This is a genomic window from Roseomonas acroporae, from assembly GCF_023223525.1.
GTDB classification, from domain to species: domain Bacteria; phylum Pseudomonadota; class Alphaproteobacteria; order Acetobacterales; family Acetobacteraceae; genus Roseomonas_E; species Roseomonas_E acroporae.
This window is the reverse complement of record NZ_JALPRX010000034.1, coordinates 1-26,690: the sequence shown is the minus strand read 5'-3', so window position 1 is coordinate 26,690 and position 26,690 is coordinate 1. Positions and strand designations below refer to the sequence as shown.

22 protein-coding genes and 2 riboswitches are annotated in these 26,690 nt (G+C 75.3%); of the genes, 11 read left to right on the top strand and 11 right to left on the bottom strand.

From position 1 onward, the window contains the following. Window positions 1-41: 41 nt before the first annotated feature. A riboswitch (glycine riboswitch) is annotated at window positions 42-152 on the bottom strand. A gap of 3 nt (window positions 153-155) precedes the next feature. Further along, window positions 156-262, bottom strand: a riboswitch (glycine riboswitch). A 177-nt stretch (window positions 263-439) separates the two neighbouring features. The 5 genes from M0638_RS08845 to M0638_RS08825 all read left to right on the top strand — a co-directional run bounded on the left by M0638_RS08845 (window position 440) and on the right by M0638_RS08825 (window position 7,102). Further along, entirely contained in the window at window positions 440-1,807 is a 1,368-nt protein-coding gene (locus M0638_RS08845; protein ID WP_248666611.1) for an Hsp70 family protein, read from the top strand. Between the two features lie 241 nt (window positions 1,808-2,048). Further along, window positions 2,049-3,635: a protein translocase subunit SecD gene (secD, locus tag M0638_RS08840; protein WP_248666610.1), complete on the top strand. Its 1,587-nt coding sequence runs from the start codon at window positions 2,049-2,051 to the stop codon at window positions 3,633-3,635. Window positions 3,636-3,640: 5 nt separating this feature from the next. Continuing rightward, window positions 3,641-4,843, top strand: a complete 1,203-nt coding sequence (gene secF / locus M0638_RS08835) for a protein translocase subunit SecF (protein ID WP_248666609.1) — start codon at window positions 3,641-3,643, stop codon at window positions 4,841-4,843. 44 nt (window positions 4,844-4,887) lie between these two features. Then, a complete protein-coding gene (locus M0638_RS08830) occupies window positions 4,888-5,862 on the top strand; it encodes a tripartite tricarboxylate transporter substrate-binding protein (RefSeq protein WP_248666608.1) in 975 nt (324 codons plus the stop codon). A 265-nt stretch (window positions 5,863-6,127) separates the two neighbouring features. Beyond that, window positions 6,128-7,102 (top strand): Gfo/Idh/MocA family protein, encoded by a 975-nt coding sequence (locus M0638_RS08825; RefSeq protein ID WP_248666607.1) that lies wholly within the window; start codon window positions 6,128-6,130, stop codon window positions 7,100-7,102. 413 nt (window positions 7,103-7,515) lie between these two features. Here M0638_RS08825 and lpxB read toward each other — a convergent pair whose 3' ends face one another. Together lpxB and M0638_RS08815 are read right to left on the bottom strand one after the other, a co-directional pair. Next, a complete protein-coding gene (gene lpxB, locus M0638_RS08820; RefSeq protein WP_248666606.1) occupies window positions 7,516-8,688 on the bottom strand; it encodes a lipid-A-disaccharide synthase in 1,173 nt (390 codons plus the stop codon). After that, window positions 8,685-9,197: a Fur family transcriptional regulator gene (locus tag M0638_RS08815; protein ID WP_248666605.1), complete on the bottom strand. Its 513-nt coding sequence runs from the start codon at window positions 9,195-9,197 to the stop codon at window positions 8,685-8,687. Before M0638_RS08815 ends, lpxB begins: the two co-directional genes overlap by 4 nt. Before the next feature lie 153 nt (window positions 9,198-9,350). Between M0638_RS08815 and hisI the strand changes: the two genes are divergently transcribed. After that, complete coding sequence (hisI, locus tag M0638_RS08810; RefSeq protein WP_248666604.1) at window positions 9,351-9,767, top strand: phosphoribosyl-AMP cyclohydrolase; 417 nt, start codon at window positions 9,351-9,353, stop codon at window positions 9,765-9,767. A gap of 144 nt (window positions 9,768-9,911) precedes the next feature. On the opposite strand, the gene M0638_RS08805 is transcribed toward hisI, so the two are convergent. The 3 genes from M0638_RS08805 to M0638_RS08795 form a co-directional block, all read right to left on the bottom strand. Next, complete coding sequence (locus tag M0638_RS08805; RefSeq protein WP_248666603.1) at window positions 9,912-10,469, bottom strand: lipocalin family protein; 558 nt, start codon at window positions 10,467-10,469, stop codon at window positions 9,912-9,914. Window positions 10,470-10,648: 179 nt separating this feature from the next. Next, on the bottom strand, window positions 10,649-11,587 hold the full coding sequence (locus M0638_RS08800; RefSeq protein ID WP_248666602.1) for a polysaccharide deacetylase family protein: 939 nt from the start codon (window positions 11,585-11,587) through the stop codon (window positions 10,649-10,651). A gap of 160 nt (window positions 11,588-11,747) precedes the next feature. Then, entirely contained in the window at window positions 11,748-12,275 is a 528-nt protein-coding gene (locus M0638_RS08795) for an MOSC domain-containing protein (protein ID WP_248666601.1), read from the bottom strand. A gap of 129 nt (window positions 12,276-12,404) precedes the next feature. Here M0638_RS08795 and hutI point away from each other — a divergent pair, with 129 nt between their 5' ends. The 3 genes from hutI (at window position 12,405) to M0638_RS08780 (ending at window position 15,865) form a co-directional block, all read left to right on the top strand. After that, a complete protein-coding gene (gene hutI, locus M0638_RS08790) occupies window positions 12,405-13,664 on the top strand; it encodes an imidazolonepropionase (RefSeq protein WP_248666600.1) in 1,260 nt (419 codons plus the stop codon). After that, window positions 13,661-14,287 (top strand): PaaI family thioesterase, encoded by a 627-nt coding sequence (locus M0638_RS08785; RefSeq protein WP_248666599.1) that lies wholly within the window; start codon window positions 13,661-13,663, stop codon window positions 14,285-14,287. The genes hutI and M0638_RS08785 overlap by 4 nt, the downstream gene beginning before the upstream one ends. 174 nt (window positions 14,288-14,461) lie before the next feature. Continuing rightward, complete coding sequence (locus M0638_RS08780) at window positions 14,462-15,865, top strand: CoA transferase (RefSeq protein ID WP_248666598.1); 1,404 nt, start codon at window positions 14,462-14,464, stop codon at window positions 15,863-15,865. Window positions 15,866-16,040: 175 nt separating this feature from the next. Here the strand turns inward: M0638_RS08780 and M0638_RS08775 are convergent, their stop codons facing one another. The 5 genes from M0638_RS08775 to M0638_RS08755 all read right to left on the bottom strand — a co-directional run bounded on the left by M0638_RS08775 (window position 16,041) and on the right by M0638_RS08755 (window position 23,057). After that, window positions 16,041-17,240: a CaiB/BaiF CoA transferase family protein gene (locus M0638_RS08775; RefSeq protein ID WP_248666597.1), complete on the bottom strand. Its 1,200-nt coding sequence runs from the start codon at window positions 17,238-17,240 to the stop codon at window positions 16,041-16,043. Between the two features lie 158 nt (window positions 17,241-17,398). Further along, window positions 17,399-18,694, bottom strand: a complete 1,296-nt coding sequence (locus tag M0638_RS08770; protein WP_248666596.1) for an aspartate aminotransferase family protein — start codon at window positions 18,692-18,694, stop codon at window positions 17,399-17,401. 99 nt (window positions 18,695-18,793) lie between these two features. Further along, entirely contained in the window at window positions 18,794-19,396 is a 603-nt protein-coding gene (locus M0638_RS08765) for a nitroreductase family protein (protein WP_248666595.1), read from the bottom strand. Between the two features lie 476 nt (window positions 19,397-19,872). Beyond that, window positions 19,873-21,084: a 3-oxoadipyl-CoA thiolase gene (pcaF, locus tag M0638_RS08760; protein ID WP_248666594.1), complete on the bottom strand. Its 1,212-nt coding sequence runs from the start codon at window positions 21,082-21,084 to the stop codon at window positions 19,873-19,875. Between the two features lie 353 nt (window positions 21,085-21,437). Beyond that, window positions 21,438-23,057, bottom strand: coding sequence for a lytic transglycosylase domain-containing protein (locus M0638_RS08755; RefSeq protein WP_248666593.1), 1,620 nt, complete (start codon window positions 23,055-23,057; stop codon window positions 21,438-21,440). 869 nt (window positions 23,058-23,926) lie between these two features. Between M0638_RS08755 and M0638_RS08750 the strand changes: the two genes are divergently transcribed. Together M0638_RS08750 and M0638_RS08745 are read left to right on the top strand one after the other, a co-directional pair. After that, complete coding sequence (locus M0638_RS08750) at window positions 23,927-25,375, top strand: leucyl aminopeptidase family protein (RefSeq protein ID WP_248666592.1); 1,449 nt, start codon at window positions 23,927-23,929, stop codon at window positions 25,373-25,375. A gap of 261 nt (window positions 25,376-25,636) precedes the next feature. Then, window positions 25,637-26,038, top strand: coding sequence for a MarR family winged helix-turn-helix transcriptional regulator (locus M0638_RS08745; RefSeq protein WP_248666591.1), 402 nt, complete (start codon window positions 25,637-25,639; stop codon window positions 26,036-26,038). A 167-nt stretch (window positions 26,039-26,205) separates the two neighbouring features. Here M0638_RS08745 and M0638_RS08740 read toward each other — a convergent pair whose 3' ends face one another. After that, entirely contained in the window at window positions 26,206-26,622 is a 417-nt protein-coding gene (locus tag M0638_RS08740; protein WP_248666590.1) for a hypothetical protein, read from the bottom strand. Window positions 26,623-26,690 lie beyond the last annotated feature (68 nt).

The following is a 26,690-nucleotide window of genomic DNA, read 5'->3' as shown; positions in this document are numbered from 1 at the left end:
ATCCCCCAGGCCGCGCGCGGCGGCAACGGTGTCGTGGCCCCCCTCTGTCCGATGACCTGAGAGATTCGGCCGCCCGCCTTCCTGTGGCCGGGCCGGCCTTACTCCGTCGGTGCCGAGGCGCGGGCAGGGCCCGGCCGCGGGCTTTCCAGAGGCCCCTTCCCCGCGCGGTCCTTCTGCCTGAGCGTTTCCGGGGGCCGGTTGCGCCTTCGGCGGCGCCCCGACCGGTCCTCCCGGGCGGAACGCTCTCTCCCGCGCGGAATCAGCGGGTGGCCGACAGCCTGCCCGAACGGCCGGGCCGGCGCAACGCGGCCGTTGGGGCGGCCGTTGGGGCGGCCGCTCGGCCTGCCGCCGGGGGCGGCCGCGCGGGCGGCGCGGTTGCCGTCCCGCCGGCTTTGCGCTTGAACCCGCCGCCTTCGGCAACGGGCGCGGGGCGGCAGGCATGTCCGGACTGGTCGGCATCGACTTCGGCACCACCAACAGCGTGATCGCCCTGGTCCTGCCCGGGGGCGGCACGCGCGCCGCCACCTTCGGCGCGATGCCCCAAGGGAGTACCCAAGGGAGTACGGGAGGGAGCGCCGGGGGAGGGGCCGCCACCTTCCGCTCCGTGCTCTGCTTCTCGCAGCCCGGCGGGCGCGGCGCGGTGCGGCACGCCGCCGGCCCGGCGGCGGTCGAGGCCTATCTCGACGACCCGCTGGACAGCCGCCTGCTGCTCTCCATGAAGTCCTACCTGGCGCAGTCCTCCTTCCGCGAGACCCGCGTCTTCGGCCGCCCCTGGACGCTGGAGGCGCTGATCGCGCTGTTCCTGCGCGAGCTGCTCGCCGCCGCCGGGCTGGACCCCGCCCAGGTCCACGTCACCGCCGGCCGCCCCGTGCAGTTCGCCGGCGACTTCCCGGACGACGCGCTCGGCGAGGCCCGCCTGCGCGCCGCCTTCGCCGCCGCCGGCTTCGCCTCGCTCGGCCTCGCCATGGAGCCCGAGGGGGCCGGCCACCGCTTCGCCAGCACGCTGGACGCCCCCGCCACCGTGCTGATCGGCGATTTCGGCGGCGGCACCAGCGACTTCTCGGTGCTGCGCTTCGACCCGGGCGGGGCGCGCCGGGGCGCCCAGGGGGGCGCCCAGGGGGACGCCCAGGGGGACGCCCAGGGGGGCGCCCGCCGTATCGCCCCGCTCGGCCATGCCGGCATCGGCATCGCCGGCGACAGCCTCGACTACCGCATCATCGACCGGGTGATCGCGCCGCGGCTCGGCAAGGGCAGCACCTACACGGTGATGGGCGGCGCGCCGCTGCCGGTGCCGGCCGAGTGGTATGCCGGCTTCGCCCGCTGGCACCGTCTCTCCCTGATGCGCACCCCGCGCACGCTGCGCGCCATCGAGGAGGTGGCCCGCACCGCCTCCCACCCGGAGCGGCTGCGCGACCTGATCGCGCTGCTGGAGGACGAGCAGGGCTACCCGCTCTACCAGGCGGTCTCGGCCGCCAAGGCGGCGCTCTCCTCGGCGGAGTCCACCGTGCTGCGCTTCCGCCACGGCACGCTCGACATCGAGCAGACCATCACCCGCGCGGAATTCGAGGGCTGGATCGCCGACGAGCTGCGCCGGCTGGACGCGACGGTGGGGCAGGCCCTCGCCGCCGCCGGGCTGGACGAGTCCGGCATCGACCGGGTGTTCCTGACCGGCGGCACGGCGCTGGTGCCGGCGGTGCGCGGGCTGTTCGAGCGGCGCTTCGGCGCGGAGCGGATCGCGGGGGGCGGGGAGTTCCTGTCCGTGGCGGAAGGGCTGGCGCTGATCGGGGCGGAGCGGGCGCGGGGATAGGCGGCCGGCGCGGCCGCACCCGCACGGTCCCGTCCGCCCGCCGCCGGGACGCGGCACCCCCGCGCTGGCCGCCGGGGCCGGCATGGAGGGCTTTCGGGTGCCGGAACGGACAGGGGGCGGCAGAGGGGCGGCAGAGGGGACGGCCCTGGCCGGCGGCGCTTCCGCCGGCGCCCCCGGGGTTGCATCCCCGCCCCCCCGACGCCAAACTCCGCCGCTTTTCGACCGAGGCCCGCCAGTACCCATGCTTTACTTCTCGCCCTGGAAGACCGCCGCGATCCTCGGCGTGTGTCTGCTCGGGCTGCTGCTCAGTATTCCGAACCTGTTCCCGCGCGACAGCTTTCCCTCATGGCTGCCCGTCCGGCAGGTGAGCCTCGGCCTCGACCTGCGCGGCGGCTCCTACCTCCTGCTGGAGGTGGACATGGACGCGGTGGTGAAGGAGCGGCTGGAGGGCCTCGCCGACGGCGCCCGCACGAAGCTGCGCCAGGCCGGCATCGGCTACGTCAACCTCGCGACCAACGCGGCCGGCCGCAGCGTCAGCTTCCGCGTGCGCGACCCGGCGCAGGCCGAGGCGGCGGCACGGGCGATGCGCGAGCTGGCCAACCCGATCACCGGCGCCACCGGCGGCAGCACCCCCGACATCGAGGTGGCGACCGCCCCGGACGGCACCGTCACCACCACCCTCTCCGAGGCCGGGCTGCGCAGCCGCGCCACGGGCGCCGTGGAGCAGTCCATCGAGATCGTCCGCCGCCGCGTGGACGAGACCGGCATCGCCGAGGCGCTGGTGGCCCGCCAGGGGCAGGGCCGCATCCTGGTGCAGCTGCCCGGCGTCGAGGACCCGAACCGCATCAAGCAGCTCCTCGGCCGCACGGCGCGGATGACCTTCCGCCTGCTCGACCCGAACGCCAACCCGGCCGGCGGCACCCCGCCGCCCGGCGTCGAATTCCTCCAGGGCGACAACCCCAACGAGCGCTACGCGGTGCGCCGGCGCGTCGAGGTGGACGGCGCCAACCTGCGCGACGCCCGCGCCGGGCAGGACAGCCGCAACGCGCAATGGGTGGTGAATTTCGAGTTCGACAGCGTCGGCGCCCGCCGCTTCGCGGAAGTCACCCGCCAAAACGTCGGCCAGCCCTTCGCCGTGGTGCTGGACGACAAGGTGATCACCGCCCCGCGCATCAACGAGCCGATCACCGGTGGCCGCGGCCAGATCTCGGGCAACTTCACCGCCGCCTCCGCCAACGACCTCGCCGTGCTGCTGCGCGCCGGCGCCCTGCCGGCGCCGCTCACCGTGGTCGAGGAGCGCACCGTCGGGCCGGAGCTGGGGGCGGACGCGATCCGCGCCGGGCTGATCTCGCTCGCCGTCGGCTTCGTGCTGGTGGTGCTCTACATGGGCATCTTCTACGGGCTGTTCGGCTGGTTCGCGAACGTCGCCCTGCTCGCCAACCTCGTCATCATGGTGGCGGTGCTCTCGCTGCTCCAGGCGACGCTGACGCTGCCCGGCATCGCCGGCGTGGTGCTCACCCTGGGCACGGCGGTGGACGCCAACATCCTGATCAACGAGCGCATCCGCGAGGAGGTGCGCAACGGCCGCACCCCGATCGCCGCCATGGAGGCCGGCTTCAAGCGTGCCTTCGGCACCATCGTCGATTCCAACCTGACGCACCTGATCGCCATGGCGGTGCTGTTCGCCTTCGGCTCCGGCCCGGTGCGCGGCTTCGCGGTGACGGTCGCGATCGGCACCCTCTCCTCCTTCTTCACCGCGACGACACTGGTGCGGTGGATGATCGCGCTGTGGTACCGACGCACGCGCCCCGCCCTCCTGCCGGTCTGACGCCGATGTTCCTCCGACCGCTGTTCCGGATCGTCCCGGACGACACCCGCATCCCCTTCATGAAGGGGCGCATCGCCGGCCTCGTCACCTCGGCGGTGCTGTCGATCGCCTCGCTCGTGCTCGCCGTGCATCCGGGGCTGAACAAGGGCATCGACTTCGGCGGCGGCGTGCTGATGGAGCTGCGCACCCCGGGCCCGGCCGATCTCGGCACGCTGCGCGGCGCCTTCAACGCGCTTGACCTCGGCGATGTCGGGCTGCAACGCTTCGGCGACGACAATTCCGTGCTGCTGCGCCTGCCCGTGCAGCACGAGCGGACCGCCGCCCCAGCCTCCCCGGGCGCCACCGCGCCGGAGGCGCCAACCGCCGGACAGCCATCCGGGCAGCCGGCCGGGCAACCGGCGGGGGCGCCCGCCGCGGGCCAGCCGGCGCAGGCGGCCGAGGGCGCGACGCAGTACGCGGTCAACGCCGTGCGCGCCGCCGCCGAGCGGGCCATCCCCGGGACCCGCGTCGTGCGCGTCGAGGCCGTCGGCAGCCGTGTCTCGAACGAGCTGTTCACCAACGGCATGATCGCCCTCGGCATCTCGCTGCTGGCGATGCTGTTCTACATCTGGTTCCGCTTCGAGTGGCAGTTCGGCGTCGCCGCCGTGGTGACGCTGATCCTGGACGCGACCAAGGTGGTGGGCTTCCTCGCCCTCACGCGCCTCGAATTCAGCCTGACCACCGTCGCCGCCATCCTGACCATCATCGGCTGGAGCGTGAACGACAAGGTCGTGGTCTACGACCGCGTGCGCGAGAACCTGCGCCGCTACAAGTCGATGCCGCTGCGCGAGCTGATCGACCTCTCGATCAACGAGACGTTGAACCGCACGGTCGGTACCTCGATGACGATCCTGCTCTCCACCCTGCCGCTGGTGCTGTTCGCTTCCGGCCAGGTGGCGGACTTCGCCTGGGTGATGCTGTTCGGCATCGTCATCGGCACCTCCTCCTCGATCTTCATCGCCGCCCCGATCCTGCTCTTCCTGGGCGAGAACCGGCTGCGCCGGGACGCGGCGCCGGCGGCCCCGGCGAAGGGCAGGGGCCGGGGCACGGGCGGTGGCGGCGCGGCGGGGCAGCCCCCCCCGAAGGGCGAGGCCGCCAACGGGGCTTCCGCCGCCGCGCCCGGGGGCGCGACCAGCCGGCCGCGCGCCCCGGCGCCCGTCAACCGCTAGCGCGGGCCGGTCGGCGCGGCATGGTCCGGCGGGCGCATGCTCCGATGGCACCGTGCCGCCTTTCCCGACGCGCGCTGCTGGCCGCCGCTCTGCTGCCCGGCCGGCCCGGCCTGGCCGCGCCCGGGGCCGCACCCGGGGCCGAGCCCTGGCGCGGCGCCATCTCGCTGCTGGTGGGCGCCCGGCCGGGCACGGCCGGCGACCAGTGGGCGCGCGGCTTCGCGCCGTTCCTGGAGCGGCACCTGATGCGGGTCAGCGTCGGGGTCAGCAACCTGCCGGGGGAGGGCGGCCTCGCGGCGCTGCGCGCCACGGCCTCGGCGGCGCCGGACGGCCACACGATCGGGCTGATCGCCACCCCGGTCACCCTGGCCAGCGCGGTCGAGCGCGACGCCACCGCCCTGCTCGACGCGGCCGACCCCATCGCCGGGGTGGCCGAGGAGACGCTGGTGCTCGTCGTGCCGCCCAACGCGCCGGCCGAGCTCGCCGCGCTGCGCCAGCCCGCCGAGGGCGCGGTGCTGGCAACGCCCCCCGCCGGCAGCGGCGGCCACCTCGCGGCGCAGTCGCTGCGCGAGGCGCTGCCGCTCTCCATCCTCGCCTTCGCCTCGGCCGCGGCGGCGCGCCAAGCGGCGCAGGCCGGCAACGTCGCCGCCGCGCTGGTGCCGCTGCCCGACGCCATCGCCGCGCTGCGCGACGACCGGCTGGGGGCCGCCGCCATCGCCACCCCGGCACGCAGCCCGCTGCTGCCGGAGGTGCGCACCTTCAAGGAGCAGGGCGTCCGCTTCGCCTTCCTCGCCCAGCGCGGCGTGGTGGCGCCGCCCGGCCTGCCGGACGGGATGCGCGGCACCCTGGTCGCGGCGCTGCAATCCGTGGTCGGCGACCCCGAATTCGCCGCCCAGGCCGACGACAACGGCTTCGTGCCGCATTTCATGCCCGGGGCGGAATGGCGGGGCTCGATGCGGCAGTCGCTGGAGGAATTGCGCGCGCGCTGGCGGGCGACGCCCTGGATCGACCGCCACGGCTGAAGTGCCCCTCCCGCGCCGCCGGCCGGCCGATTTCCGCCCGGCCCGGAAATGCTCTAGAGCATTTTCAGGCTGGGTGTACCCACCCGGCGACTCGGAAGATGCGAATAACCAAAAGGCTGGAGCCGTTCCGGCCTGATCCGGTCAGGCCGGAACGGCTCTGGTCGTCCGCCACGGACCGCGCCCCCGACCGCGCCCCGCGCCCGCTCCGGGCGGCCGGTGGCGCCTCACGGCATTCGCGGCGATGCGGCAGGGAGTCCGATCCGCCATGCAGCTACCCATGGGCATCCTCGGCGTCGGCCATTTCGGCCGCTTCCACGCGCTGAAGGTCGCCGCCTCGCCGCGCGCCCGGCTCGTCGGCGTGCACGATGCCGACCCGGCCCGCGCCGCCGCCGTCGCCGCCGAGCTGGGCGTGCCCGCCATGCCGGCCGAGGCGCTGATCGAGGCCGCCGCCGCCGTGGTGGTCGCGGCGCCGACCCGCGCCCACTTCGCCCTGGCCGACGCCGCGCTGCGCGCCGGCCGCCACGTGCTGGTGGAGAAGCCCATCGCCGCCACCGCCGAGGAGGCCGGGCGCCTCGTCGCCCTCGCCGCCGAACGCGGGCTGGTGCTGCAGGTCGGGCACCTCGAACGCTTCTCCGCCGGGCAGGCGGCGCTGCGCGACGGCGGCGTCGGCCGGCCGCTCTACATGGAGGCGGTGCGCGTGGCGCCGTTCCGCCCGCGCAGCCTGGACGTCTCGGTGGTGCTGGACCTGATGATCCACGACCTCGACCTGGTGCTGGAACTGGCCGGCAGCCCGATCGAATCCGTGGACGCCGTCGGCGCCGCCGTGTTCTCGCCGCACCCCGACATCGCCAATGCCCGCCTCCGCTTCCGCAACGGCGCCGTGGCGACGGTGACGGCCAGCCGCGCCAACCTCGTCATGGAGCGGCGCCTCTCCGTGTTCGGCACCGAGGGGCACCTCTCGGTGGATTTCCTCGCCCGCTCGCTGCGCCGCCTGCGGCGCGGGGCGGGGGAGGCGGTGGAGGCGCTGCCGGGCTTCGGCGCCGAGACGCGCTCCTGGCAGGACCACGACTCGCTGGAGGCTGAGCAGGCGGCCTTCGTGGCCTCGGTGCTGGACGGGGCGCCGGTGGTGGTGGACGGGCAGGCGGGGCTGCGGGCGCTCGCCGCCGCGTCGCAGGTGGAGGCGGGAATCGCGGCCTCGCTGGCGCGGGTGCGGGAGTCGGGGCTGTTGGCGGGGGAGTGAAGGGGCGGCCCGGGGGGCACTTTCCAAGGAGGGCTTTGCCCTCCTTGGGTATCCTCCCACCAAAGGGCGAAGCCCCTTTGGAAACCCCGTTTGTTTTTAAGAAAGAACAATAAGGGAGCCACACCCGAACGAATGGGGTCCGGGGCCTCCCGGCCCCGGCGGATGGGTCCAGGGTAGGCGGCGCCGTCCCAGGCGGGGTCCGGGGCCGCCCGGCCCCGGCGGATGGGTCCAGGGTAGGCGGCGCCGTCCCAGGCGGGGTCCGGGGCCGCCCGGCCCCGGCGGAGGGGTCCAGGGAAGGCGGCGCCTTCCCTGGCGGGGTCCGGGGCAGCGCCCCGAAAATGCCCCGGCGCTGGAGCGGAACGCAGCCCGGTCGGGACCGCGTTCCGCGACCTCTCATCGTTCTCCGAGCGGATTCATGCCTCCGGGCGTACCCGCCCTCCGATCTCCGCCAGCACCGCCGCCGCCGCCGCGTCGCCCGGCGCTCCTTCGGGCGCGCGCAGCCGTGCCAGCACCGTCCCGAACGCCGCCCGCTGCGCCGCGCGCGCCGCCGGCTCCGTTGCCAGCCCCGCCAGCGCCTCGGCCAGCAGTGCCGGGGTGCAGCGTTCCTGGATGAATTCCGGCACCGAGGGCGCGTCGCCCAGCAGGTTCACCAGCGAGGCGTGCTGTACCTTGATCAGCCGGCGCGCGATCGCGGCCGTCGCCGGGTTCATGCGGTAGGCGACGAGGTGCGGCACCCCGGCCACCGCCAGCTCCAGCGAGGAGGTGCCGGACTTGGTCAGCGCCACCCCGTCCGCCGCCGCCACCGCCGCGAAGGCGTCGAACTTGGCCGGCCCGTCCTCCAGCACCAGCACCGGCATCGGCCAGCGCGCGACGCCGGCCCGCACGGAATCCGCCACCGCCGCCGAGACCGGCACCACCGGCAGCAGGCCGGGCAGGCGCGGCGCCGCGCGCGCCAGCGCCTCCCCGAACAGCGCGAGCAGGCGCCGGATCTCGCCGTGCCGGCTGCCGGGCATGACGATCACCGGCCGCGCGCCCGGCGGCAGCGGATGCGCGGCGTGGAAGCGGGCCGGATCGCCCGCGGCGGCACCGCCCTCCAGCACGGGATGGCCGACGAAGCTGACCGGGATGCCGGCCTTCTCGAAGAACGGCGCCTCGAAGGGCAGCAGCGCCAGGATGCGGTCCACCAGCGGCGCCCACTTGCGCACCCGCCCGGGGCGCCAGGCCCAGACCTGCGGCGCCACGTAGTGGACCAGCGGCACGCCGAGCGGCTTCACCCGCGTCATCAGCCGCCGCGCGAAGCCCGGCACGTCGATGGTGACCACCGCCGCCGGGCGGCGCGCGGCGATGTCGGCCGCCGCCTCGTCCAGCCGGCCGAGCAGGCGGCGCAGCTTCGGCACCACCTCCAGCAGGCCCATGTTCGCCAGCTCGTGCATCGGGAACAGGCTGGCGAGGCCCTGCTCGGCCATGCGCGGGCCGCCGATGCCGGCGAATTCGATCCCCGGCGACTGCCGCCGCAGCGCCGCCATCAGCCGGGCGCCGAGCACGTCGCCCGAGGCCTCGCCGGCCACCAGGTAGACCAGCGTCATGCGTCGGCGCGGCAGCGGGCGCAGAGGCCCTCGATCTCGACCGTGGCGCGGGCCATGGCGAAGCCGGCGCCCTCGGCGGCGCGGCGCAGCGCCTCGGTCACGGCCGGGTCGCTCAGCTCGTGCGCCGTGCCGCAGCGGCGGCAGATCAGGAATTGCGTGGGATGGTCGCGCCGGTCCGTGCCGGGATCCCGCGCATGGTCGTGCCGGTGGCCGTCCCCGTGCCCGTGATCGTGGCCGGCCTCGGCGCAGCCGACGAAGGCGTTGAGCTTCTCGACGCGGTGGATCAGCCCGTGCTCCAGCAGGAAGTCGAGGGCGCGGTACACGGTGGGGGGCGCCGCGCCGCCGCGCAGGCCGCGCAGCCGGTCGAGCAGGGCGTAGGCGCCGACCGGCGCCTCGGAGTCGAGCACCAGCCCCAGCACCTGCCGGCGCAGCTCGGTGAGCTGGCCGCCCTGGCGCAGGCAGGTCGCCGCGGCGCGGTCCAGGCGCGATTCCAGATCCGCCGCCGCCATGCCGGTCTCCCTCGTCCCGCCCGCCTCCATACCGCCCCTCTCCATGCCGTCCCCCTCCATGCCGTCCCTCGGGGCCGGACCGTCGCCCGCCGCATGCCCGTGCATCGCCATGGCCTCTATATAGGGCGCCGAACCGCCGATCCGGGAGCCGCCATGCTGTCCCAGCCCATCGCCGATCCCGCCGCCCGCGCCCGTCTGCTCGACGCCATCCGCTTCGACGCGCGCGGCCTGGTGCCCGCCATCGCCCAGCAGCACGACACGGGCGAGGTGCTGATGCTGGCCTGGATGAACCGCGAGGCGGTGGAGGAGACGCTGTCCACCGGCCGCGTCTGCTACTTCTCGCGCAGCCGCGGCGGGCTTTGGCGCAAGGGCGAGACCTCGGGGCAGGTGCAGGGCCTCGTCGAGCTGCGGGTGGATTGCGACGGCGACACGCTGCTGGCGCTGGTGGACCAGACCGGCGTCGCCTGCCACACCGGCCGCCGGAGCTGCTTCTTCAGCGCGCTGCGCGACGGCGAGGTGGTGCCGATCACGGCGCCCGAGGTGGATCCGGCGGCGCTCTACGGCGGCTGAGCCGGGCCGCACGCCCGCCGGCGCCCCGGCGCGCCTTCAGGCGGGGATGCGGGCGCGGCGGCGCGGGCCGCGGGGTGGGCGGTGCCCGGCCGCCGGGGCGGGCCGGCAGGGACGGCCTGCCGACGACGCATCCGGCGACGCGGCTCAGGCGCCGCCATCCCGCGCCACCCGGCCGGCATCCGCGTGGCTGGTGGCCGACTGGGCAGGCAGGATGAGCTTGTTCAGGTCGAAGCCCTCGCGGCGCGCGACGCCCAGCGCCGCCTCGTACTCGGCCGGCGGCAGGACGGGGGTGCGCGACAGCACCCAGAGGTAATCCCTTCCCGGCGCCCCGACCACGGCCCAGCGGTAGTCGGGATCGAGTCCGATCACCCAGTAGTCGCCGTAGAAGGGCCAGAAGAAGCTGACGCGCAGGCGGCTGTTGTTCGTCCCCTCGACGGCATAGGCCGAGCCCTCCGCCCGGTCGACGCGCCCGTCCGGCTTGCGGCAGGTGTTCACGACGCCGATCCGCCCGTCCGGCCGCAGGCCGTACTCGGCGGTGATGTCGCGGCAATCCGCGTCCTCGAAGCGGTTGGGCAGGCGGGCGACCTCGTACCAGGTGCCGAGGTAGCGGGCGAGGTCCACCCGGGCGACGGTGCGCGGCGGATCGGCCGGCGTGGCGCAGGCGGCGAGCAGCGGCAGGAGGAGCGCGAGACGGCGCAGCATGGGAAACCTCGTCGGTTGCGTCGGTGACTAACGCGCGTCGCCGCCCCGGGCTGCCTGACGCCGTTTCGCGGCCCGCCGGGCGCGCGGCGGCGATGCCGTCCGCCGGCATCGGGTCCGTCGTGGCCCGCGTCCCGCCACCCAACAGGGGGGATGATCCGCCGGCCCTCGCGCCTCGCCCCCTATGCTGCGCCGGGTACGGCGCCCGACGGCAGGGTGCGCGCATGCGCGTCGATCGCCGCCGCCGTGGTCAGCCACAGCGCGTCCCGGCGCGACGCCAGGTGCCGCAGCGCCCGGCGCAGGTGCCGCAGCCTGTAGGGCTGGCCGATGACGTAGGGGTGCAGCGCGATTCCCATCACCTGCGGGACGCCGTCCCCCGCCACCTGCTCCAGCCGCTCCTCCAGGTCGTCCACGATCATCTCGGCGAATTGCGACGCGCTGTCCTTGCGCGCGACGATGGCGGGGATGTCGTTCACCTCCTGCGGGTAGGGGATGGCGAGCAGCCGGCCATGCGCGGTGCGCATCCACACCGGCTGGTCGTCGTTGCACCAGTTCAGCGTGTAGCGGTAGCCGGCCTCGGCCAGCAGGTCGGGCGTGGCACGGCTCTCGGCGATCCAGGGCGAGAGCCAGCCGGTGGGCGCCTTGCCCTCGTGGCGGCGGATCGCCTCGGTGGCCTCGGCGATCATGCGCCGTTCCTCGGCCTCCGGCATGGCGCTCTGCCGCTCGCTGTTGGTGCGGCCGTGGCCCGCGATCTCGTCGCCGCGCGCGCGGTGCGCGGCCACCAGCGCCGGGGCGTGGTGGTACATCGCGCTGTTCAGCAGCACCGTGCAGGGCAGGCGCAGCTCGTCCAGCACCGCGAGCAGGCGCCACGCGCCCACCCGGTTGCCGTAGTCGCGCCAGGCGTAGTTCAGCACGTCCGGGTATGGTCCGACCCCCGAGGCCGGGCCCGGCGCCAGTTCCGCGCCCAGCCCCTCGCCGAAGGCGAAGTGCTCCAGGTTCACGCCGAGATAGACGGCGAGCCCCGTGCCGCCCCGCCCATCGCCGGACCCGCCTCCCGGCCACAGGTAACGGGCGCGTCCGGGCAGGTCGTGATGGTCGTAGCGGCCATGGGTGGGCAGCATCGCGTCGAGGGTCTCCGTCGGAGTCCTCCGCTTCTCCACGAGGGCGGGGGCGCGCCGCAAGGGCGGCGGCCGCCGTGGCCGGGAGTCGGCGCGAGGAGGCCGGCCTCGTTCCCGTACCTTCTCCGGGCCGCCGGGCGAGCGCGCCCTGCCCGGACAGGCGCTATTCGCGCGCCAGCGCGTCGCCGATCCCCGCCTCGCCCGCCTCCAGCACGCGCGCCGTGATGCCGCCATGCCCGCGCACGGCGTTGTAGCCGCCCACCCCCAGCACCTCCTCCATGCGCGAGCACGGGTGGCACTCGCCGGTATGCTCCAGCAGCGCCGTGCCCAGCCGGAAGCGGTGGCCCTTCAGTGCCGACAGGTTGATCCCGGAGACCAGCACGTTGCGCCGGAGCATGTCGGGCGCCACCGCCTCGCGCCCCAGATAGGCGGCGATGGCCGCCAGGTCCTCGGCCCCGACCAGCGTCACCTGCCGGGTGCGGGCATGGGCGTTGCGGTAGCGGTCGCCGGCCAGGCCCCGCTCCGGGTCCAGCGCCACCCGCGCCACGGCCAGCATCGGCTCGCGCCGGCCGGGCCGCAGGCCGAGCCAGCGCACCGTGCCCGGCCGCACCGGCGCCGAGAGCAGCCGCGCGAGCGGCGATTCCGGGTTCGGGCCAGGGTTCGGGCCAGGGTTCGGCCCATGGTTCGACATGACCGCCGAGATGGCCCCGCCCGCGTCCCCGCGCATCCCGGCGGCGCGCCATGGCAGGGTTGCGCCGTGCCCTTGTGCTGCGGCCGGGGGCCGCCGAAGCTGTCGCCCGGTCCGCGGGAGGGAGCCGGCATGTTCGACCGCGTCTGGCTGAACGCGAATCTCTGCACGATGGCCGGGGCCGCGCCAGAGGGCGTGACGACGGGCGTGACGGCGGGCGGCGCCGCGCCGGGCGGCCTGGCGGCGGACGCCCTCGGCATCGTCGAGGACGGCGCCGTCGCCTGCCGCGACGGCCGCATCGCCTGGGTCGGCCCGCGCGCCGCGCTGCCGGGACCAGCCGCCGACACGGTGGATTGCGCCGGCGCCTGGATCCTGCCCGGGCTGATCGACTGCCACACGCACCTCGTCTTCGCCGGCGACCGCTCGGGCGAGTTCGAGCAGCGCCTCGGCGGCACCTCCTACGCCGACATCGCGCGCGCCGGCGGCGGCATCCTCGCCACCGTCCGCGCGACGCGCGCGGCCGACGAGGAGGCCCTTCGTCGCCTCGCCCTGCCGCGCCTCGACGCGCTGCTGGCCGAGGGCGTCACCACCGTCGAGATCAAGTCCGGCTACGGGCTCGACGAGGCGACGGAGCTGCGCCAGCTCCGCGTCGCGCGCGGCCTCGCCGCGGCGCGCCGCGCCGGCGTCGCCACCACGCTGCTCGCCGCCCACGCCGTGCCGCCCGAGTATCGCGGCCGCCAGCCCGACTACGCCGCGCTGGTGGCCGACGCCATCGTGCCGGCGGCAGCGCGGGAGAAGCTCGCCGACGCGGTGGACGTGTTCTGCGACAGCATCGCCTTCACCCCGGCGGAGACCGCGCGGATCTTCGAATCCGCCCGCGCCCACGGCCTGCCCGTGAAGCTGCACGCCGACCAGATCGCCGATTGCGGCGGCGCGGCACTCGCCGCGCGCTTCGGCGCGCTTTCCGCCGACCACCTGGAGCAGGCCAGCGCCGCCGGGCTGCGCGCCATGGCGGCCGCCGGCACCGTCGCCGTGCTGCTGCCCGGCGCCTACTACTTCATCCGCGAGCAGCACGCGCCCGACATCGCGGCGATGCGCGCCGCCGGGCTGCGCATGGCGGTCGCGACGGACATGAATCCCGGCTCCTCGCCGGCGCTGTCGCTGCTGCTGATGCTCAACCTCGCCTGCACGCTGTTCCGCCTGACCGTGGCCGAGGCGCTGCTCGGCGTCACGCGCCACGCCGCCGCGGCGCTCGGCCTCGCCGATCGCGGCATGCTGGCGCCGGGGCTGCGTTGCGACCTCGCCCTGTACCGGATCACGCGGCCGGCCGAGCTCTGCTACTGGCTCGGCGGCAATCCCTGCCTCGGCCGCGTCGTGGGAGGCGAGGGATGAGCGGCACCATGCGGGATGCCGGCGCGGCCGCGCCCGGCGAGCCCGCGCCCCGGACGGGCCAGGCCCCCTCGCCGGAGGCGAGCCAAGCCCCCTCGCCGGAGGCGAGCCACGCCCCCTCGCCGGAGGCGAGCCAAGCCCCCTCGCCGGAGGCGAGCCACGCCCCCTCGCCGGAGGCGAGCCAAGCCCCCTCGCCGGAGGCGAGCCAAACCCTCTTGCCGGAGGCGATCCAGAACATCGTGCGTGCCGGCGTGCCGCTGGCCGGCGCCTGGGGCGTGGAGGTGCTCGCCGCCGACGCCGGCACCGCGCTGCTGCGCCTGCCGCACCACGCCGACCTGCTGCGCCCCGGCGGCTCGATCTCCGGCCCGGCGCTGATGGCGCTGGCCGACGTCGCGATGTGGGCGGCGCTGCTCTCCATGACCGGCGGGCGCGACGAGAGCCTGACCTCGAACCTCAACATCACCTTCCTGCGCCGCCCCGCGCCGCGCGCCGTGCTGGCCGAGGCGCGCGTGCTGAAGCGCGGCGCGCGCCTGGCCTATGGCGAGGTGGCGCTGCGCTCGGAAGGCTCGGCGGACGTGGTGGCGCACGTCACCACCACCTGGGCGGTGGTGCAGCCGCCGTCCTGAGCGCGCGGCACGTGCCCGGCCGCGCCGGACACGCGATCGGGCGCGGCCACCCTCCGGGGCGCCGCCACGCCCACGGGCGCATCCGGCCGCGGGCGGGCCGCGCGCCGCGACCGCCCCCTTCGCCCGTCCCCGCCGCCATGCCACCCTGACGCCCCGGGGGAAAGGAGACGAGGAATGGCCACCACCGATCCCGCGCTGGCGCTTGCCGGGCTCTGGCGCACGGCCGGGCTGGACCCGGCGGCGCTCGACCGGCTCCGGCTCGCGGGGCGCGAGCCCGCGCTGCCCTCCACCTACGCGATCGGCACGGCGGCGCAGGCCAGCATCGCCGCCTCGGCGCTGGCCGCCGCCGAGCTGCACCGAAGGCGCGGCGGCGCGGCGCAGCAGGTGGCCGTCTCCATGCGCCACGCCGCGATCGAATTCCGCAGCGAGCGCCACATCCGCACCGAGGGCAGCGATTCCGGCGCCCGCTGGGACCCGATCGCCGGCCCCTACCGCTGCGGCGACGGTCGCTGGGTGCGCCTGCACACCAACTTCCCGCACCACCGCGACGGCGTGCTGCGCCTGCTCGGCTGCGCCAACACGCGCGAGGCCGTGGCCGCCGCGCTGTCCCGGCGCAAGGCGCTGGACTTCGAGGCGGACGCCGCCGCCGCCGGCCTCTGCGTCACCGCCACGCGCAGCACCGCCGAATGGCTCGGCTCGCCGCAGGGCCGCGCCGCCGCGGCGCTGCCGCCGGTGCTGATCGAGCGCATCGGCGACGCCCCGCCCCGTCCGCTGCCGCCCGCCGCCGACAGGCCCCTCGCCGGCTTCCGCGCGCTGGACCTGACGCGCGTGATCGCCGGCCCGGTCTGCGGCCGTGTCCTCGCCGCGCACGGCGCCGAGGTGCTGCACCTCACCGGCCCCGACCTGCCCAACTTCCCCGACCTGATCCCCGATACCGGCCGCGGCAAGCGCCCCGCGCATCTCGACCTCGGCACGGAGGCCGGCCGCGACCGGCTGCTGGCGCTGGCGCGCGGCGCCGACCTGTTCGTGCAGGGCTACCGTCCCGGCGCCCTCGCCGCGCGCGGCTTCTCGCCCGCGGCGCTGGCCGCCGAGGCGCCGGGCCTCGTCTGCGTCGGCCTCTCCGCCTACGGGCATCTCGGCCCCTGGTCGGGCCGGCGCGGCTTCGACTCGCTGGTGCAGAACGCCAACGGCATGAACCTGGAGGAAGCAGCCGCCGCCGGGACCGAGGGCCCGAAGCCGCTGCCCTGCCAGGCGCTGGACCACGCCTCCGGCTACCTGCTCGCCCTCGGCGCCATGGCGGCGCTGATTCGGCGCGCCGAGGAAGGGGGCTCCTGGCTGGTGCGCGTCTCGCTGGCCGGCACCGGCGAGTGGATCCGCGGCCTCGGCCGCCTGCCGGACGGGCTGAGCGCCCCGGAACCCGAGGCCGCCGAGGTCGAGGCGCTGCTGGAGGAGAGCGACAGCGGCTTCGGCCGGATGCGCGCGGTGCGCCACGCCGGCCTGCTGGCGGCGACGCCGGCCCGCTGGGACCGGCCGGCCCTGCCGCTGGGCAGCGTGGCGCCCGCGTGGCTGGACGGGTGAGCCGGGGAGGGCGCCGCCTTCCCCGCCGCGCCCTTGCGGAAGACGCTGCCTGCTCCGGCGGCCTTCGGGGAGCGCCGCCCCCATCGGTCGGCAGGCGCGGGTCTCCCGCGCCGCTTCCCGCCCCGGGTCCGGATGCGGCGGCGCCCGAAGCCACCCGCCCCGGCGCCGGGCGCCGTCAGATCGCCCCTTCCTCCCGCAGCTGCGCGATGTCCTCCCGGCTGTAGCCCAGCTCGGCGAGGCAGGCCTCCGTGTCGGCCGAGAGCATCGGTGCCGGCCCGCGCGGCGCCGGGTTGCCGTCGCCGAAGCGGAAGCCGCCGCGCGTCACGCGCTGCGTCCCGCCATCCGCGCCGGCAAGCTCGGCCACGAAGCCGCGCCCTCGAAGCTGCTCGTGCCCGAGGATCTCCGGCACGCCCAGCACCTGGCCGGCCGGCACGCCCGCCTCGACCAGCAGCGCCTCCCATTCGGCGGCACCGCGCGCGGCGAGCGCGGCTTCCAGTTCCCCGGTCAGCGCGTCGCGGTTCACCTTGCGCGACTGCCGGTCGGCGAAGCGCGGGTCGTGGCGCAGCGCCGGGCGGCCGACCACGCGGCAGAGCGCGGCGTACTGCTTGTCCTCGTTCGCGGCGATGTTGAGCAGCCCGGCGGCGGTGCGGAAGGTGCCGGAGGGGGCGGCGGTGAAATTGGCGTTGCCCATCGGGCGCGGCTCGACCCCGGCGTTGAGCTGGTTCGACACCACCCAGCCCATGGCGGCGAGCGTCGATTCCAGCATCGAGACGTCGAGGAAGCGGCCCTCGCCGGTGGCGCGCGCGCCGAACAGCGCCGAGGCGACGGCGAAGGCCGCCGTCAGCCCGCCCAGCGTGTCGCAGGCCGGGTAGCCGACGCGCAGCGGCGCCGATTCCGCGTCGCCGGTGATGCTCATCACCCCGGCCATGCCCTGGATGATCTGGTCGTAGGCGGGGCGGGTGGCGAGCGGGCCGTCGGCGCCGAAGCCGGAGATGGCGCAGAAGACCAGCGAGGGGCGCAGCGTACGCAGCGCCTCCCAGCCGAGGCCGAGCCGGTCCATCACGCCGGGACGGAAATTCTCCACCACCGCGTCGGCGGTGCCGACCAGGCGGCGGAACACCGCCTTGCCCTCCGGGTGCTTGAGGTCGAGCGAGAGCGACCGCTTGCCGGCGTTCACTGCGACGAAGGAGGCGCCCATGCCGCGCGCGGCCGCCTCCGGATCGGCGCCGAGGCGGCGGGCGAGGTCGCCGCGCCCGGGCTGCTCGACCTTGATGACCTCCGCCCCCATCAGCGCGAGCTGGTAGGTGCAGAACGGCCCGGCGAGGACGTTGGTGAGGTCGAGGACACGCACCCCCGCGAGCGGCGGCGCCGTCACGCCCGATGCCCGTTCGTCGTCATGCCGCCTGCTCCCTGGCCGTTCCCGCTGGATATTTCCCGTTGGGCGTTTCCCGGATGCAGGGTCGCGCCGCGGGGCGGTGGCGGCAAGGGGCGGCGGCCCGCGCCCGCCTCAACGGGCGGCGGCCCGCACCCGCCTCAACGAGCGGCGGTCTCGGCGGCGAGCGCCCGCGCGGCCGAGTCGAAGGCGGCCAGCGCGTCGCGCACGCAGGATTCGTCGTGCGCCAGGGAGACGTAGATCTTGCCGTCGCTCTTGAACACGCCGCGCTCGCGCAGCAGCACGGTGAGGCGCTTCGCCAGCGCCGCGTCGCCCGCCATGGTGCTGCGGTAGTCTCGCACCTCGCCCCTGGTGAACACCGCGTCGAACATCGGCGGCTCGCCGGGGACCTGCACGGCGAAGCCGGCCTCGCGCAGGGCGCGGCCGAGGCCCTCGCGCAGCGTGCGGCCGGTCGCGAACAGCGATTCGTAGGCGCCGGGGCGGCGCAGGATCTCCAGCGTCTTCAGCCCGGCGACGGCGGCGACGGGGTTGCCGCTCAGCGTGCCGATCTGCGGCAGGAAGCCGTCCTCGCCGACGCGGGCGCGGTCGAGATGCGCCATGATGTCGGCGCGACCGGCGACGGCCGAGAGCGGGAAGCCGCCGCCCACCACCTTGCCCAGCGTGCAGAGGTCGGGCGTCACGCCGTAGTATTCCTGCGCGCCGCCATAGGCGAGGCGGAAGCCGGTCACCACCTCGTCGAAGATCAGCGGGATGCCGTATTCGCGCGTGATGGCGCGCAGCCCCTCGAGGTAGCCGGGCGCGGGCGGCACCAGGCGCTGCATCGGCTCCACGATCACGCCGGCCAGATCCTCGCGATGGGCGTGGATCAGCGCCTCGGCGGCGGCGAGGTCGTTGAAGGGGCAGACCAGCATGCTGTCGCGCACCTGGGCGGGGATGCCGGCGGAATCCGGGGCGGCCTGCGGGAAGTTGCCGGGGCGGGACGGCCACAGGCTCATCAGCCCGTAGTCGCTCATGCCGTGGTAGCCGCCCTCGAATTTCAGGATCCTCTCGCGCCGGCGGAAGGCGCGGGCGAGGCGCATGGCGTAGAAATCGGCCTCGGTGCCGCTGCTGGCGAAGCGCACCTGCTCGGCGCAGGGCACGGCCTCGACGATCGCCTCGGCGAGGCGGATGCCGGGCTCGTTGTTGGCGAAGTAGGTGGTGCCGCGTTCGAGCTGCGCCGCGACGGCCGCGTTCACCTCCGGATGCGCGTGGCCGAGCAGCATCGGGCCGGAGCCGATCAGGAAGTCCACGTACCCGTTGCCGCTGACATCCCAAATGCGGCCGCCCCGGCCCTCGCGGATCACCGTCTCGGCCGGGATGTTGCCGAAGCCGCCGGCGGGGAGGACGCGGCGCGCCGTCTCCCGCAATGCCAGCTCGGCCTCGCTGATCGTGGTCATCGGCACTCGCTCCTCGCTGGCCGGCCGGGCTCGCCGGCGGGCCGTCTGCCGGGTCGCGGCGCGCGGGCCGTGCAGGGACCGCGCGCCGCGACCCCCGTGTCACTCGGCCCTGAAGCCGCCCTCGAAGGCGATCTCGGCCAGCGGCTTGCGCGGGCTCGGCGTCTCGCGCGCCTGCAGGCCCTCGGGCAGCTTCGACTTGTCGGCCTTCCTGCCGATCGCGTAGGCGGCCTCGACGCGGTAGCCGCTCGGCACGTTCAGCTCGGCGAAGGCGCGGTCCATGTCGAAGCCGACCATGCCGTGCGCGTACCAGCCCATCCTCGTGGCCTGGAGCATGACCTGGGCGATGGCGTTGCCGGCATCCATCGAGTGGCTGTGCGAGGGGATGTCCTTCTCGGCGCCGGGCGGGCGCATCACCGAGTTCGACACCAGCACGACCAGCGCCGAGGCGTCCTTCGCCCAGGAGCGGTTGAACTCGTTCAGCAGGCCCAGGAACTTCTCCCAGTGGGCGGTGCCGCGGCGGGCGTAGAGGAAGCGCCAGGGCTGCGAGTTGTAGGAGGAGGCGGCCCAGCGGCCGGCCTCCAGCATGGTCAGCAGGTCGGACTCGGCGATCTCCTCGCCGGTGAAGGCGCGGGGGGACCAGCGCTCCAGGAAGAGCGGGTCGATCGGGTGCTCGGCGGTGCGGCTGTTGACGGTGATCGACAAGCGGGCGGCTCCTTGCGTCGGGGAGGGCCGGCCGACGTCCTGGCATGCATCCCGGGGCCGGCCGGTATCGGCGCGACTTTTCTCCTCATGCTGCGCTGCCGCAAGGGGGCGTTCGTCGGGCAGGATGCCGCCGGCCGGGCCCGTCCGGGTCGGGGACGGGCGGCTCCGCGCCGGCGGGGACGAAGCTCCCCACGAACCACCCCTCTCGGGGGATGGGCCGGAGCATCCCGCCGCTCACCTCACACGCCCGGCGGGATTGTTCGACCCGTCCTCATGAATCCGGGGGTCTCGAAGGGGGCTTCGCCCCTTCGCGGGGTCCGGGGCAGCGCCCCGGAACGTGTCGACGAATGACGCCGTCGGCATGATTCCGGCCCGCGTGGATGCGGACCGGCACGATTGCCGGGGACGGCGCATGGCCGCCCCGCCGGCCGCGTGCGCGATGCCGCCCCGCGGGCCGGGAATCGCGCGGGGTGCCGTCAGTCCCCGACGCGCTCCAGGATCATGGCGATGCCCTGGCCGACGCCGATGCACATGGTGCAGAGCGCGTAGCGGCCGCCGCGCCGGTGCAGCTCCTCCACCGCCGTGAGCGCGAGGCGCGCGCCCGAGGCGCCGAGCGGATGGCCGAGCGCGATGGCGCCGCCGTTCGGGTTCACGTGCTCCGCGTCGTCCGCCACGCCGAGCTGGCGCAGCGTGGCGAGCGCCTGGCTGGCGAAGGCCTCGTTCAGCTCGATCACGTCCATGTCGGTGATCTTCAGCCCGGCCTTCTCCAGCACCTTCTTCGAGGCCGGGGCCGGGCCGATGCCCATGATGCGCGGCGGCACGCCGGCCGCGGCGGTCGCCACGATGCGCGCGCGGGGCCGCAGCCCGTGCTTCTCGGCCATGGCGCGGGAGGCGACGATGATCGCGGCGGCGCCGTCGTTCACGCCCGAGGCGTTGCCCGCCGTCACCGTGCCGTCGGGGCGCACCACCGGCTTGAGCTTGGCCAGCGCCTCCATCGTGGTCGCGCGCGGGTGCTCGTCGCGGTCGACGACGATCGGGTCGCCCTTCTTCTGCGCGATGGAGACGGGGGTGATCTCGGCGGCGAGACGGCCGTTCTTCTGCGCCGCGGCGGCGCGCGACTGCGAGCGCAGCGCGAAGGCGTCCTGGTCCTCGCGCGAGACCTGGAAGTCCTGCGCCACGTTCTCGGCCGTCTCCGGCATGGAGTCGACGCCGAACTGCTTCTTCATCATCGGGTTGACGAAGCGCCAGCCGATGGTGGTGTCGTAGATCTGGTTCTGCGTGCGGGAGAAGGCGGTCTCGGCCTTGCCCATCACGAAGGGCGCGCGGGTCATGCTCTCGACGCCGCCCGCCAGCATCAGCCCGGCCTCGCCGGACTTGATGGCGCGGCCGGCGATGCCGAGCGCGTCGAGGCCGGAGCCGCAGAGGCGGTTCACCGTGGAGCCCGAGATGCCCTCGCCGAGTCCGGCCAGCAGCGCCGCCATGCGGGCGACGTTGCGGTTGTCCTCGCCGGCCTGGTTGGCACAGCCATAGACCACGTCCTCCAGCGCCGCCCAGTCGAGGCCGGGGTTGCGCTGCATCAGCGCCTTGATCGGCGTCGCGGCGAGGTCGTCGGCGCGGACGGCGGCGAGCGCACCGGCGTAGCGGCCGATCGGGGTGCGCACGGCGTCGCAGACATAGGCGTCGGTCATCTCCGGTGTTCCTCCTCCGCGCGGGCGACCCGCGAGCGGGCAAGGACAGCACCGCGGCGGTGTCTGTCAATGGCCGGAGGGGCAGGAGTCGGCAGGAAGGGTGCGGAAGCGGGGCCGCGGTCCGGCGCCGCGAGAGTCCGACGCGTCCGGAAGCCGGGCGCCCGATGCCGGTGGTGGCGGTCCCGCCGGATCGGGCCGCCGGAGAGCGGGACCACCTGAGAGCGGAACCACCTGGAGGCATGAATCCGCGCGGGGCACGGCGGCACGCGGCAGGCTGCGGTCCCGGCCTGTCGCGGGCGGCGATCAGCCGGGATCGCCGCCCTGGCGATCCCGGCGCCGTGGACGCGCCCGGTTCAGCTCTGCGCCTCGGGCGAGAGCACGACGCACTCGGCGCGGCTGCGCAGGCGGCCGCAGGCGGCCTCGGCGGCCGAGCGCGACAGGCCGGTGACGCGGGCGCGGTAGAGCGTGTTGCGCCCCTGCGAGACCGGCATGACCGTCGGCCCGCCGGCCCCCGCCGTTTCGCGCGCCTGGCTGGCGGCGGTGCGGGCGAGGTTGGACGAGGCGAAGGCGCCGACCTGCACGGCCCAGTTGCCGTTCCCGGTGTTGGCCGAGGCGGCGCGCAGGCTGCTCGGCAGGGTGCCGGCATTGGCGCTCGGGATCAGCACGAAGCCGCGCGGGGCGGTGAGCGAGTAGCCGCGCGGCTCCGGCTGGGCCTGGCCGCGCGGGGACGACGCGGCCGAGGCGGAGGCGACGGCGATCGAGGGCGGGACCGGCGGCGACGGCAGGGCGGCGTACTGCCGCGGCGCCTCCGTGGCGCGTGCCGGCTCGGCGGCGCGCGGGGCCTCGGCGTAGCGGGGCGGCAGCGGCAGCGTCGCGGCGGCCAGGGCGGACGGCACCGCCGCGACGGCGGGCGAGCGCGGCATCGGCGCCGGCTCCGGCGGGTTGGGGATCGGATCCATGGCGATCACCTCGCCGCGGCCGCGGGAAGCGGGCGCCGGGCTGGAGGCGTAGGTGGAGCCGTCCGGGATCGGGTCCATGCTGACGACCTGACCGGCCGGCGGCGCGGCGGCGGCGAGCTGCACGGGAGCCGGCTCCGGGGCCGGCGCGGCAGCCGGGGCGGCGTAGGTGGAGCCGTCCGGGATCGGGTCCATGGCGATCACGGCGCCGTCGCCACGGCTGCGCGCGGCGCCGCGCGACGTGGTCGCCGAGGCGAGCAGCACCGGCGCCGTCTCCGGCTGGCTGGCGTAGCTCGGCGCGGCGCCGTTGCGCTGCTCGCGCAGGGCCAGCATCGTGCCGGCATCCATCTGCCGCGGCCCGGCCGGGATGCGGATCGGGATGTCGGCGGCGGCGTAGATCTCGGGCGCGGCGCGGCGGTTCGGATGGGTGTCCACGATGCCGGGCGCGATGCGCGCGACGTAGTTGCGCGTCTCGGCGGGCAGGCCGCGGCCGCCCCAGAGATAGCCCTCCAGCCGGCGCGGCCCCGCATTGTAGGCGGCGAGGAAGGCGGGCGAGCCGTACAGGTCGTACATCTCGCGCATGTACGCGGTGCCGGCCATCAGGTTGTCGTAGGGATGGTACGGGTCGTTGCCGAGGCCGTAGCGGTTCTGCATCTCGGCGTAGGTGCCGGGCATGAGTTGCAGCAGGCCCATCGCGCCGACATGCGAGGTGGCGGTGACGCGGCCGCCGGATTCCTGGCGCATCACGCCGCGGATCCAGCGCTCCGGCACGTCGAAGCGGCGCGACGCCTCGCGGATCCACGGCCCCCACGGATCGCTCGCCGGACCGGGCGGATCGTAGCTCGCCGGCCGGTTGTAGGAGCCGTAGGTGCGGACGCCGGTGCTCGCACCCTGGTGCGAGGGTTGCTGCGCGCAGGCAGCGAGCAGGGCGAGGAGGGCCGCTGCACCGGCCGGACGCACGCGGCGCAGCAGCACGGCGGGACGAGCGGCACGGGCACGCCGTCGGGACTGGTTCATTCCCTGATCTCCGTCGGGTCTGGGCTTGCCCTAGAGCCCGGAGCCTGCCCCCCTACGGAATCGTCCACACGCAGCAGTCGATGGCGCGCAAGACCGATCCCAGGCTGCCCCGTCGTTCAGGCGTTGCGTAAGTCGACGCGTAACTCCCTATCGGATGCGGGCGGCCCAGGCAAGAAAGAGTTCGTATCAAGGGGATTTTCTGAAACTTTATCTTGCCTGTTGCACGAAAGGCACGATCTTTTCCGCAATCTTGCCAAGATCGGCGGGAAGAAACGATTCGGCCGGACTGCCGAACGCCCGGCAACCGACGCGCCGCCGCGTCCCGGCCGATGCGGGTGACGACATCGCCATTCGCGATCCCGGCAGATGATGTCTGCAAGAAATGAAAGCCGCGTCAATGCGCCGGGTGGCCGCGTCGTGTCCCGGCCGGGCCTGCGGAACTGGCGTGGCGCGCATCGCTGCCGGCGCGCGAGACATCCTCGGCAGGTCGGAAGGCGGGCGCCGCGCGCCGTGCCTCGCGCGCATCCGTTTCCTGGTCACGCATCGACGCGACCTCGCCGCCGCTGCGGCGGGCCGCGTCGCCATGCCATGGGCGCGATGACCAGCGGGATGCCCAGCGGGATGCCCAACGGGATAGCGGTTCGGCGGGAGGCTCGCCGGAAGCGCGGTGTGCCCCGCTTCACGGTCCGGCCGGCGCCTGGTCGCCACGCCGTGCCGGGGCCGCCGGCGCCGGCATGCCGCGTCGTCGGGCGCCGCGATTGCGGCCGGGACTCCAGCCGCTATGGTGCCGTCACGGCGCGGCGACGGTCGGTCGCCCGACAGGCCGCGCCGGCCGTCGCCGTGCCGGGAACGCTCGCTGAGGATCTGCCATGCCGGACCACGCCTTGCCGGACTGCCTGGCGGAAGGCCAGGTGGCGGCCCTGCCGCTGTACCTCGTCACGCCGGCCGGGCTCGACCGCCTGCGCGGCGCCCTGCCGGCGGCGGCGGTGGCCTGGCTCGGCGCCCAGGGCTTCGCGGCGCGGCCGCAGGAGCTGGTGCTGCTTCCGGGGCCGGAGGGCCTGGCCGGCGCGGCACTCGGGCTCGGCGCCGAGCCGGCCTGGGAGTCGCCCTGGAGCTTCGGCACGCTGCCCTACGGCCTGCCGGCCGGGACCACCTGGCGGCCGGACGCCACCCATGCCGGCAACGGGGCCGGAAGCGGGTACGAGCCCGGCGTGCTGGCCCTCGGCTGGTGCCTCGGCGCCTACCGCTTCACCCGCTTCAAGGGGGAGGCCGCCCCGGACGGCGCCGCGCGGCGCGCCCCGGCGCGGCTGGTGCCCCCGGCGGGCACCGAGGCGGCGCTGCGCCAGGCGGCGGCGATCTGCCGTGGCCGCGACCTGATAAACACCCCCGCCAACGCGCTCGGCCCGGCCGAGCTGGTCGATGCGGTGTCCGTCGTCGCCGACGCCCATGGCGCGACCTTCGAGCGCATCGCGGGCGAGGCGCTGCGCGAGGGCTATCCGGCGCTGGCGGCCGTCGGTGCCGGCAGCCCGCGCGCGCCCGAGGTGGCGATCCTGCGCTGGCAGCCCCCGGACCATGCCGACGCCGCCTCGCTGCCGCTGCTGGCGCTCTGCGGCAAGGGGGTATGCTTCGACACCGGCGGCCTGGACCTCAAGCCGTCCTCGGCCATGCTGCGCATGAAAAAGGACATGGGCGGGGCCGCCTCCATGCTGGCCCTGGCCGAATCGGTCATGGCGGAGCGCCTGCCGGTGCGGCTGCTGCTGCTGGTCGGCGCGGTGGAGAACGCCGTCTCCGGCACCGCCATGCGGCCGCTCGACGTGCTGCGCACCCGCGCGGGCCTGACCATCGAGGTCGGCAACACCGACGCCGAGGGCCGCATCGTGCTGGCCGACCTGCTGGCCCGCGCCGCCGAGGAGCGGCCCGCCCTGATCCTCGACGCCGCCACCCTGACCGGCGCCGCTCGGGTGGCCCTCGGCCCCGACCTGCCGGCGCTGTTCGCCAACGACGACGTCCTGGCCCGTACCCTGTTCGACGCGGCCGGGACCGCGGCGGACCCGCTCTGGCGCCTGCCGCTGCACGCCGGTTACGCTTCGTGGCTGGAAAGCACCGTCGCCGACCTCAACACTGTGGCCACCCGCCCGATGGCGGGTGCGATCGTGGCGGCGCTGTTCCTGCAGCGTTTCGTGCCGTCAGGGATGCGCTGGGCGCATATCGACACCTACTGCTGGAACGACGGCAGCCGGCCGGGCCGGCCGGAGGGTGGCGAAATCCCCGCCGTACGCGGCCTGCTGGCGGGCATCAGGAGGATCCTTGCGGAATGAACCCGTGACCGCCGCGGATCATCATTAGGGTAACGATCCCGAGATTTCGGCGAAACTCTGCGTCCGCAGTTGCTATGTCATCTCGCAGCCGCAAACGTGGCCACCATCTAGTGTGGTGCACCCACCGATTCGCAGGAAAGGGCGGCCGCCCTCTCCGGCGGAGCGGAAGTGCCGGGGACGGCAACACCGGGATCGGAATCACAGCGGTGAGCCGGCGACCGGGTGGCCCGTGGCCGACCGGCGCCAACAAGGAGAGTCAACATGGTATCCAATGCAAGCACGCCTGACCAACTCGTCGGCATCCTGCGCGACACCGTCGTCGCCCTGGTCCGTCGCGACGGACCCGACCTGTCCGCCCGCCAGCTCGGCGTGTTCCTGACGGTCTACCTCACCGATGCCCCCCACACGGTGCGTGGCCTGGCCGCCGAGCTGAACGTGTCCAAGCCCGCCATCACGCGCGCGCTCGACCGTCTGGGCGAGCTCGACCTCGCGCGACGCAAGGTCGATCCGATGGACCGCCGCTCCGTGCTGGTGCAGCGGACGCTGAAGGGCACCGCCTTCCTGCGCGACATGCGCAGCATCATGGCCGAGGCCGAGACGCAGAAGCGCGACATCCAGATCGGCGAGACCGCCGGCGCCGAGCCGGTCCGCAAGGCAGGCTGAAGCATCGGGGCGCCCCTCCCGCCCCGATCGCCTCCGGTGGTCCTCCCCCCGGCCACCCAACCCGCCCGATCGCCGTTCGCGTGGCCGCGAGGCCGGTGCAGCCGGCCGACCCCCTGCTTCCCCCACGCGCCCCCTGCCCAGGACATCGCGGGGTTCCGGCATGCCAGTCAGGCCGGCGGCAGTGAACGCACGAAGGCCCGCCAGTCGTCGCGCCGCGTCGCGGCCCGCTTCGTCCCGTCCGGCAACTCGCTGAACAGCGACAGCACGCCCTTCTGCCAGAGCGTGTCGAAGGCCGCCTCGGATGCCAGCGCCAGCGCCGCGCTGCGGTCGAACACCTCGTCGCGGATTCGCGGCTGCACCTTGGCCAGCCAGTACCACATGCCCACGGCCAGGATCGCGGCGCCGAGGTAGAAGTGGATCAGCGCTGTGGCCGCGAAGGACGCCACCAGCAGCGCCGCCGGCAGCGCGATGTTGCGCTTCCAGTCGTAGACCGGCGAGCCCGGGCTGTTCATCGAGCGGATGTGGATGCCGAGCTTCACGCGGCCGGTGTCCAGAAGGTCGCGGAGTGTTTCCAACTCGGTCATCGTGGTTCCCGGGCGTGGGGGCCCTTCGGGGCTCCGCCCCGGACCCCGCCAGGAAGGGCGCCGCCCTT

Coding starts and splice junctions, on each gene's coding strand:
- M0638_RS08845 (WP_248666611.1), top strand. CDS start 440: ATGTCCGGACTGGTCGGCATCGACTTCGGCACCACCAACAGCGTGATC.
- secD (WP_248666610.1), top strand. CDS start 2,049: ATGCTTTACTTCTCGCCCTGGAAGACCGCCGCGATCCTCGGCGTGTGT.
- secF (WP_248666609.1), top strand. CDS start 3,641: ATGTTCCTCCGACCGCTGTTCCGGATCGTCCCGGACGACACCCGCATC.
- M0638_RS08830 (WP_248666608.1), top strand. CDS start 4,888: ATGGCACCGTGCCGCCTTTCCCGACGCGCGCTGCTGGCCGCCGCTCTG.
- M0638_RS08825 (WP_248666607.1), top strand. CDS start 6,128: ATGCAGCTACCCATGGGCATCCTCGGCGTCGGCCATTTCGGCCGCTTC.
- lpxB (WP_248666606.1), bottom strand. CDS start 8,688: ATGACGCTGGTCTACCTGGTGGCCGGCGAGGCCTCGGGCGACGTGCTC.
- M0638_RS08815 (WP_248666605.1), bottom strand. CDS start 9,197: ATGGCGGCGGCGGATCTGGAATCGCGCCTGGACCGCGCCGCGGCGACC.
- hisI (WP_248666604.1), top strand. CDS start 9,351: ATGCTGTCCCAGCCCATCGCCGATCCCGCCGCCCGCGCCCGTCTGCTC.
- M0638_RS08805 (WP_248666603.1), bottom strand. CDS start 10,469: ATGCTGCGCCGTCTCGCGCTCCTCCTGCCGCTGCTCGCCGCCTGCGCC.
- M0638_RS08800 (WP_248666602.1), bottom strand. CDS start 11,587: ATGCTGCCCACCCATGGCCGCTACGACCATCACGACCTGCCCGGACGC.
- M0638_RS08795 (WP_248666601.1), bottom strand. CDS start 12,275: ATGTCGAACCATGGGCCGAACCCTGGCCCGAACCCTGGCCCGAACCCG.
- hutI (WP_248666600.1), top strand. CDS start 12,405: ATGTTCGACCGCGTCTGGCTGAACGCGAATCTCTGCACGATGGCCGGG.
- M0638_RS08785 (WP_248666599.1), top strand. CDS start 13,661: ATGAGCGGCACCATGCGGGATGCCGGCGCGGCCGCGCCCGGCGAGCCC.
- M0638_RS08780 (WP_248666598.1), top strand. CDS start 14,462: ATGGCCACCACCGATCCCGCGCTGGCGCTTGCCGGGCTCTGGCGCACG.
- M0638_RS08770 (WP_248666596.1), bottom strand. CDS start 18,694: ATGACCACGATCAGCGAGGCCGAGCTGGCATTGCGGGAGACGGCGCGC.
- pcaF (WP_248666594.1), bottom strand. CDS start 21,084: ATGACCGACGCCTATGTCTGCGACGCCGTGCGCACCCCGATCGGCCGC.
- M0638_RS08755 (WP_248666593.1), bottom strand. CDS start 23,057: ATGAACCAGTCCCGACGGCGTGCCCGTGCCGCTCGTCCCGCCGTGCTG.
- M0638_RS08750 (WP_248666592.1), top strand. CDS start 23,927: ATGCCGGACCACGCCTTGCCGGACTGCCTGGCGGAAGGCCAGGTGGCG.
- M0638_RS08745 (WP_248666591.1), top strand. CDS start 25,637: ATGGTATCCAATGCAAGCACGCCTGACCAACTCGTCGGCATCCTGCGC.
- M0638_RS08740 (WP_248666590.1), bottom strand. CDS start 26,622: ATGACCGAGTTGGAAACACTCCGCGACCTTCTGGACACCGGCCGCGTG.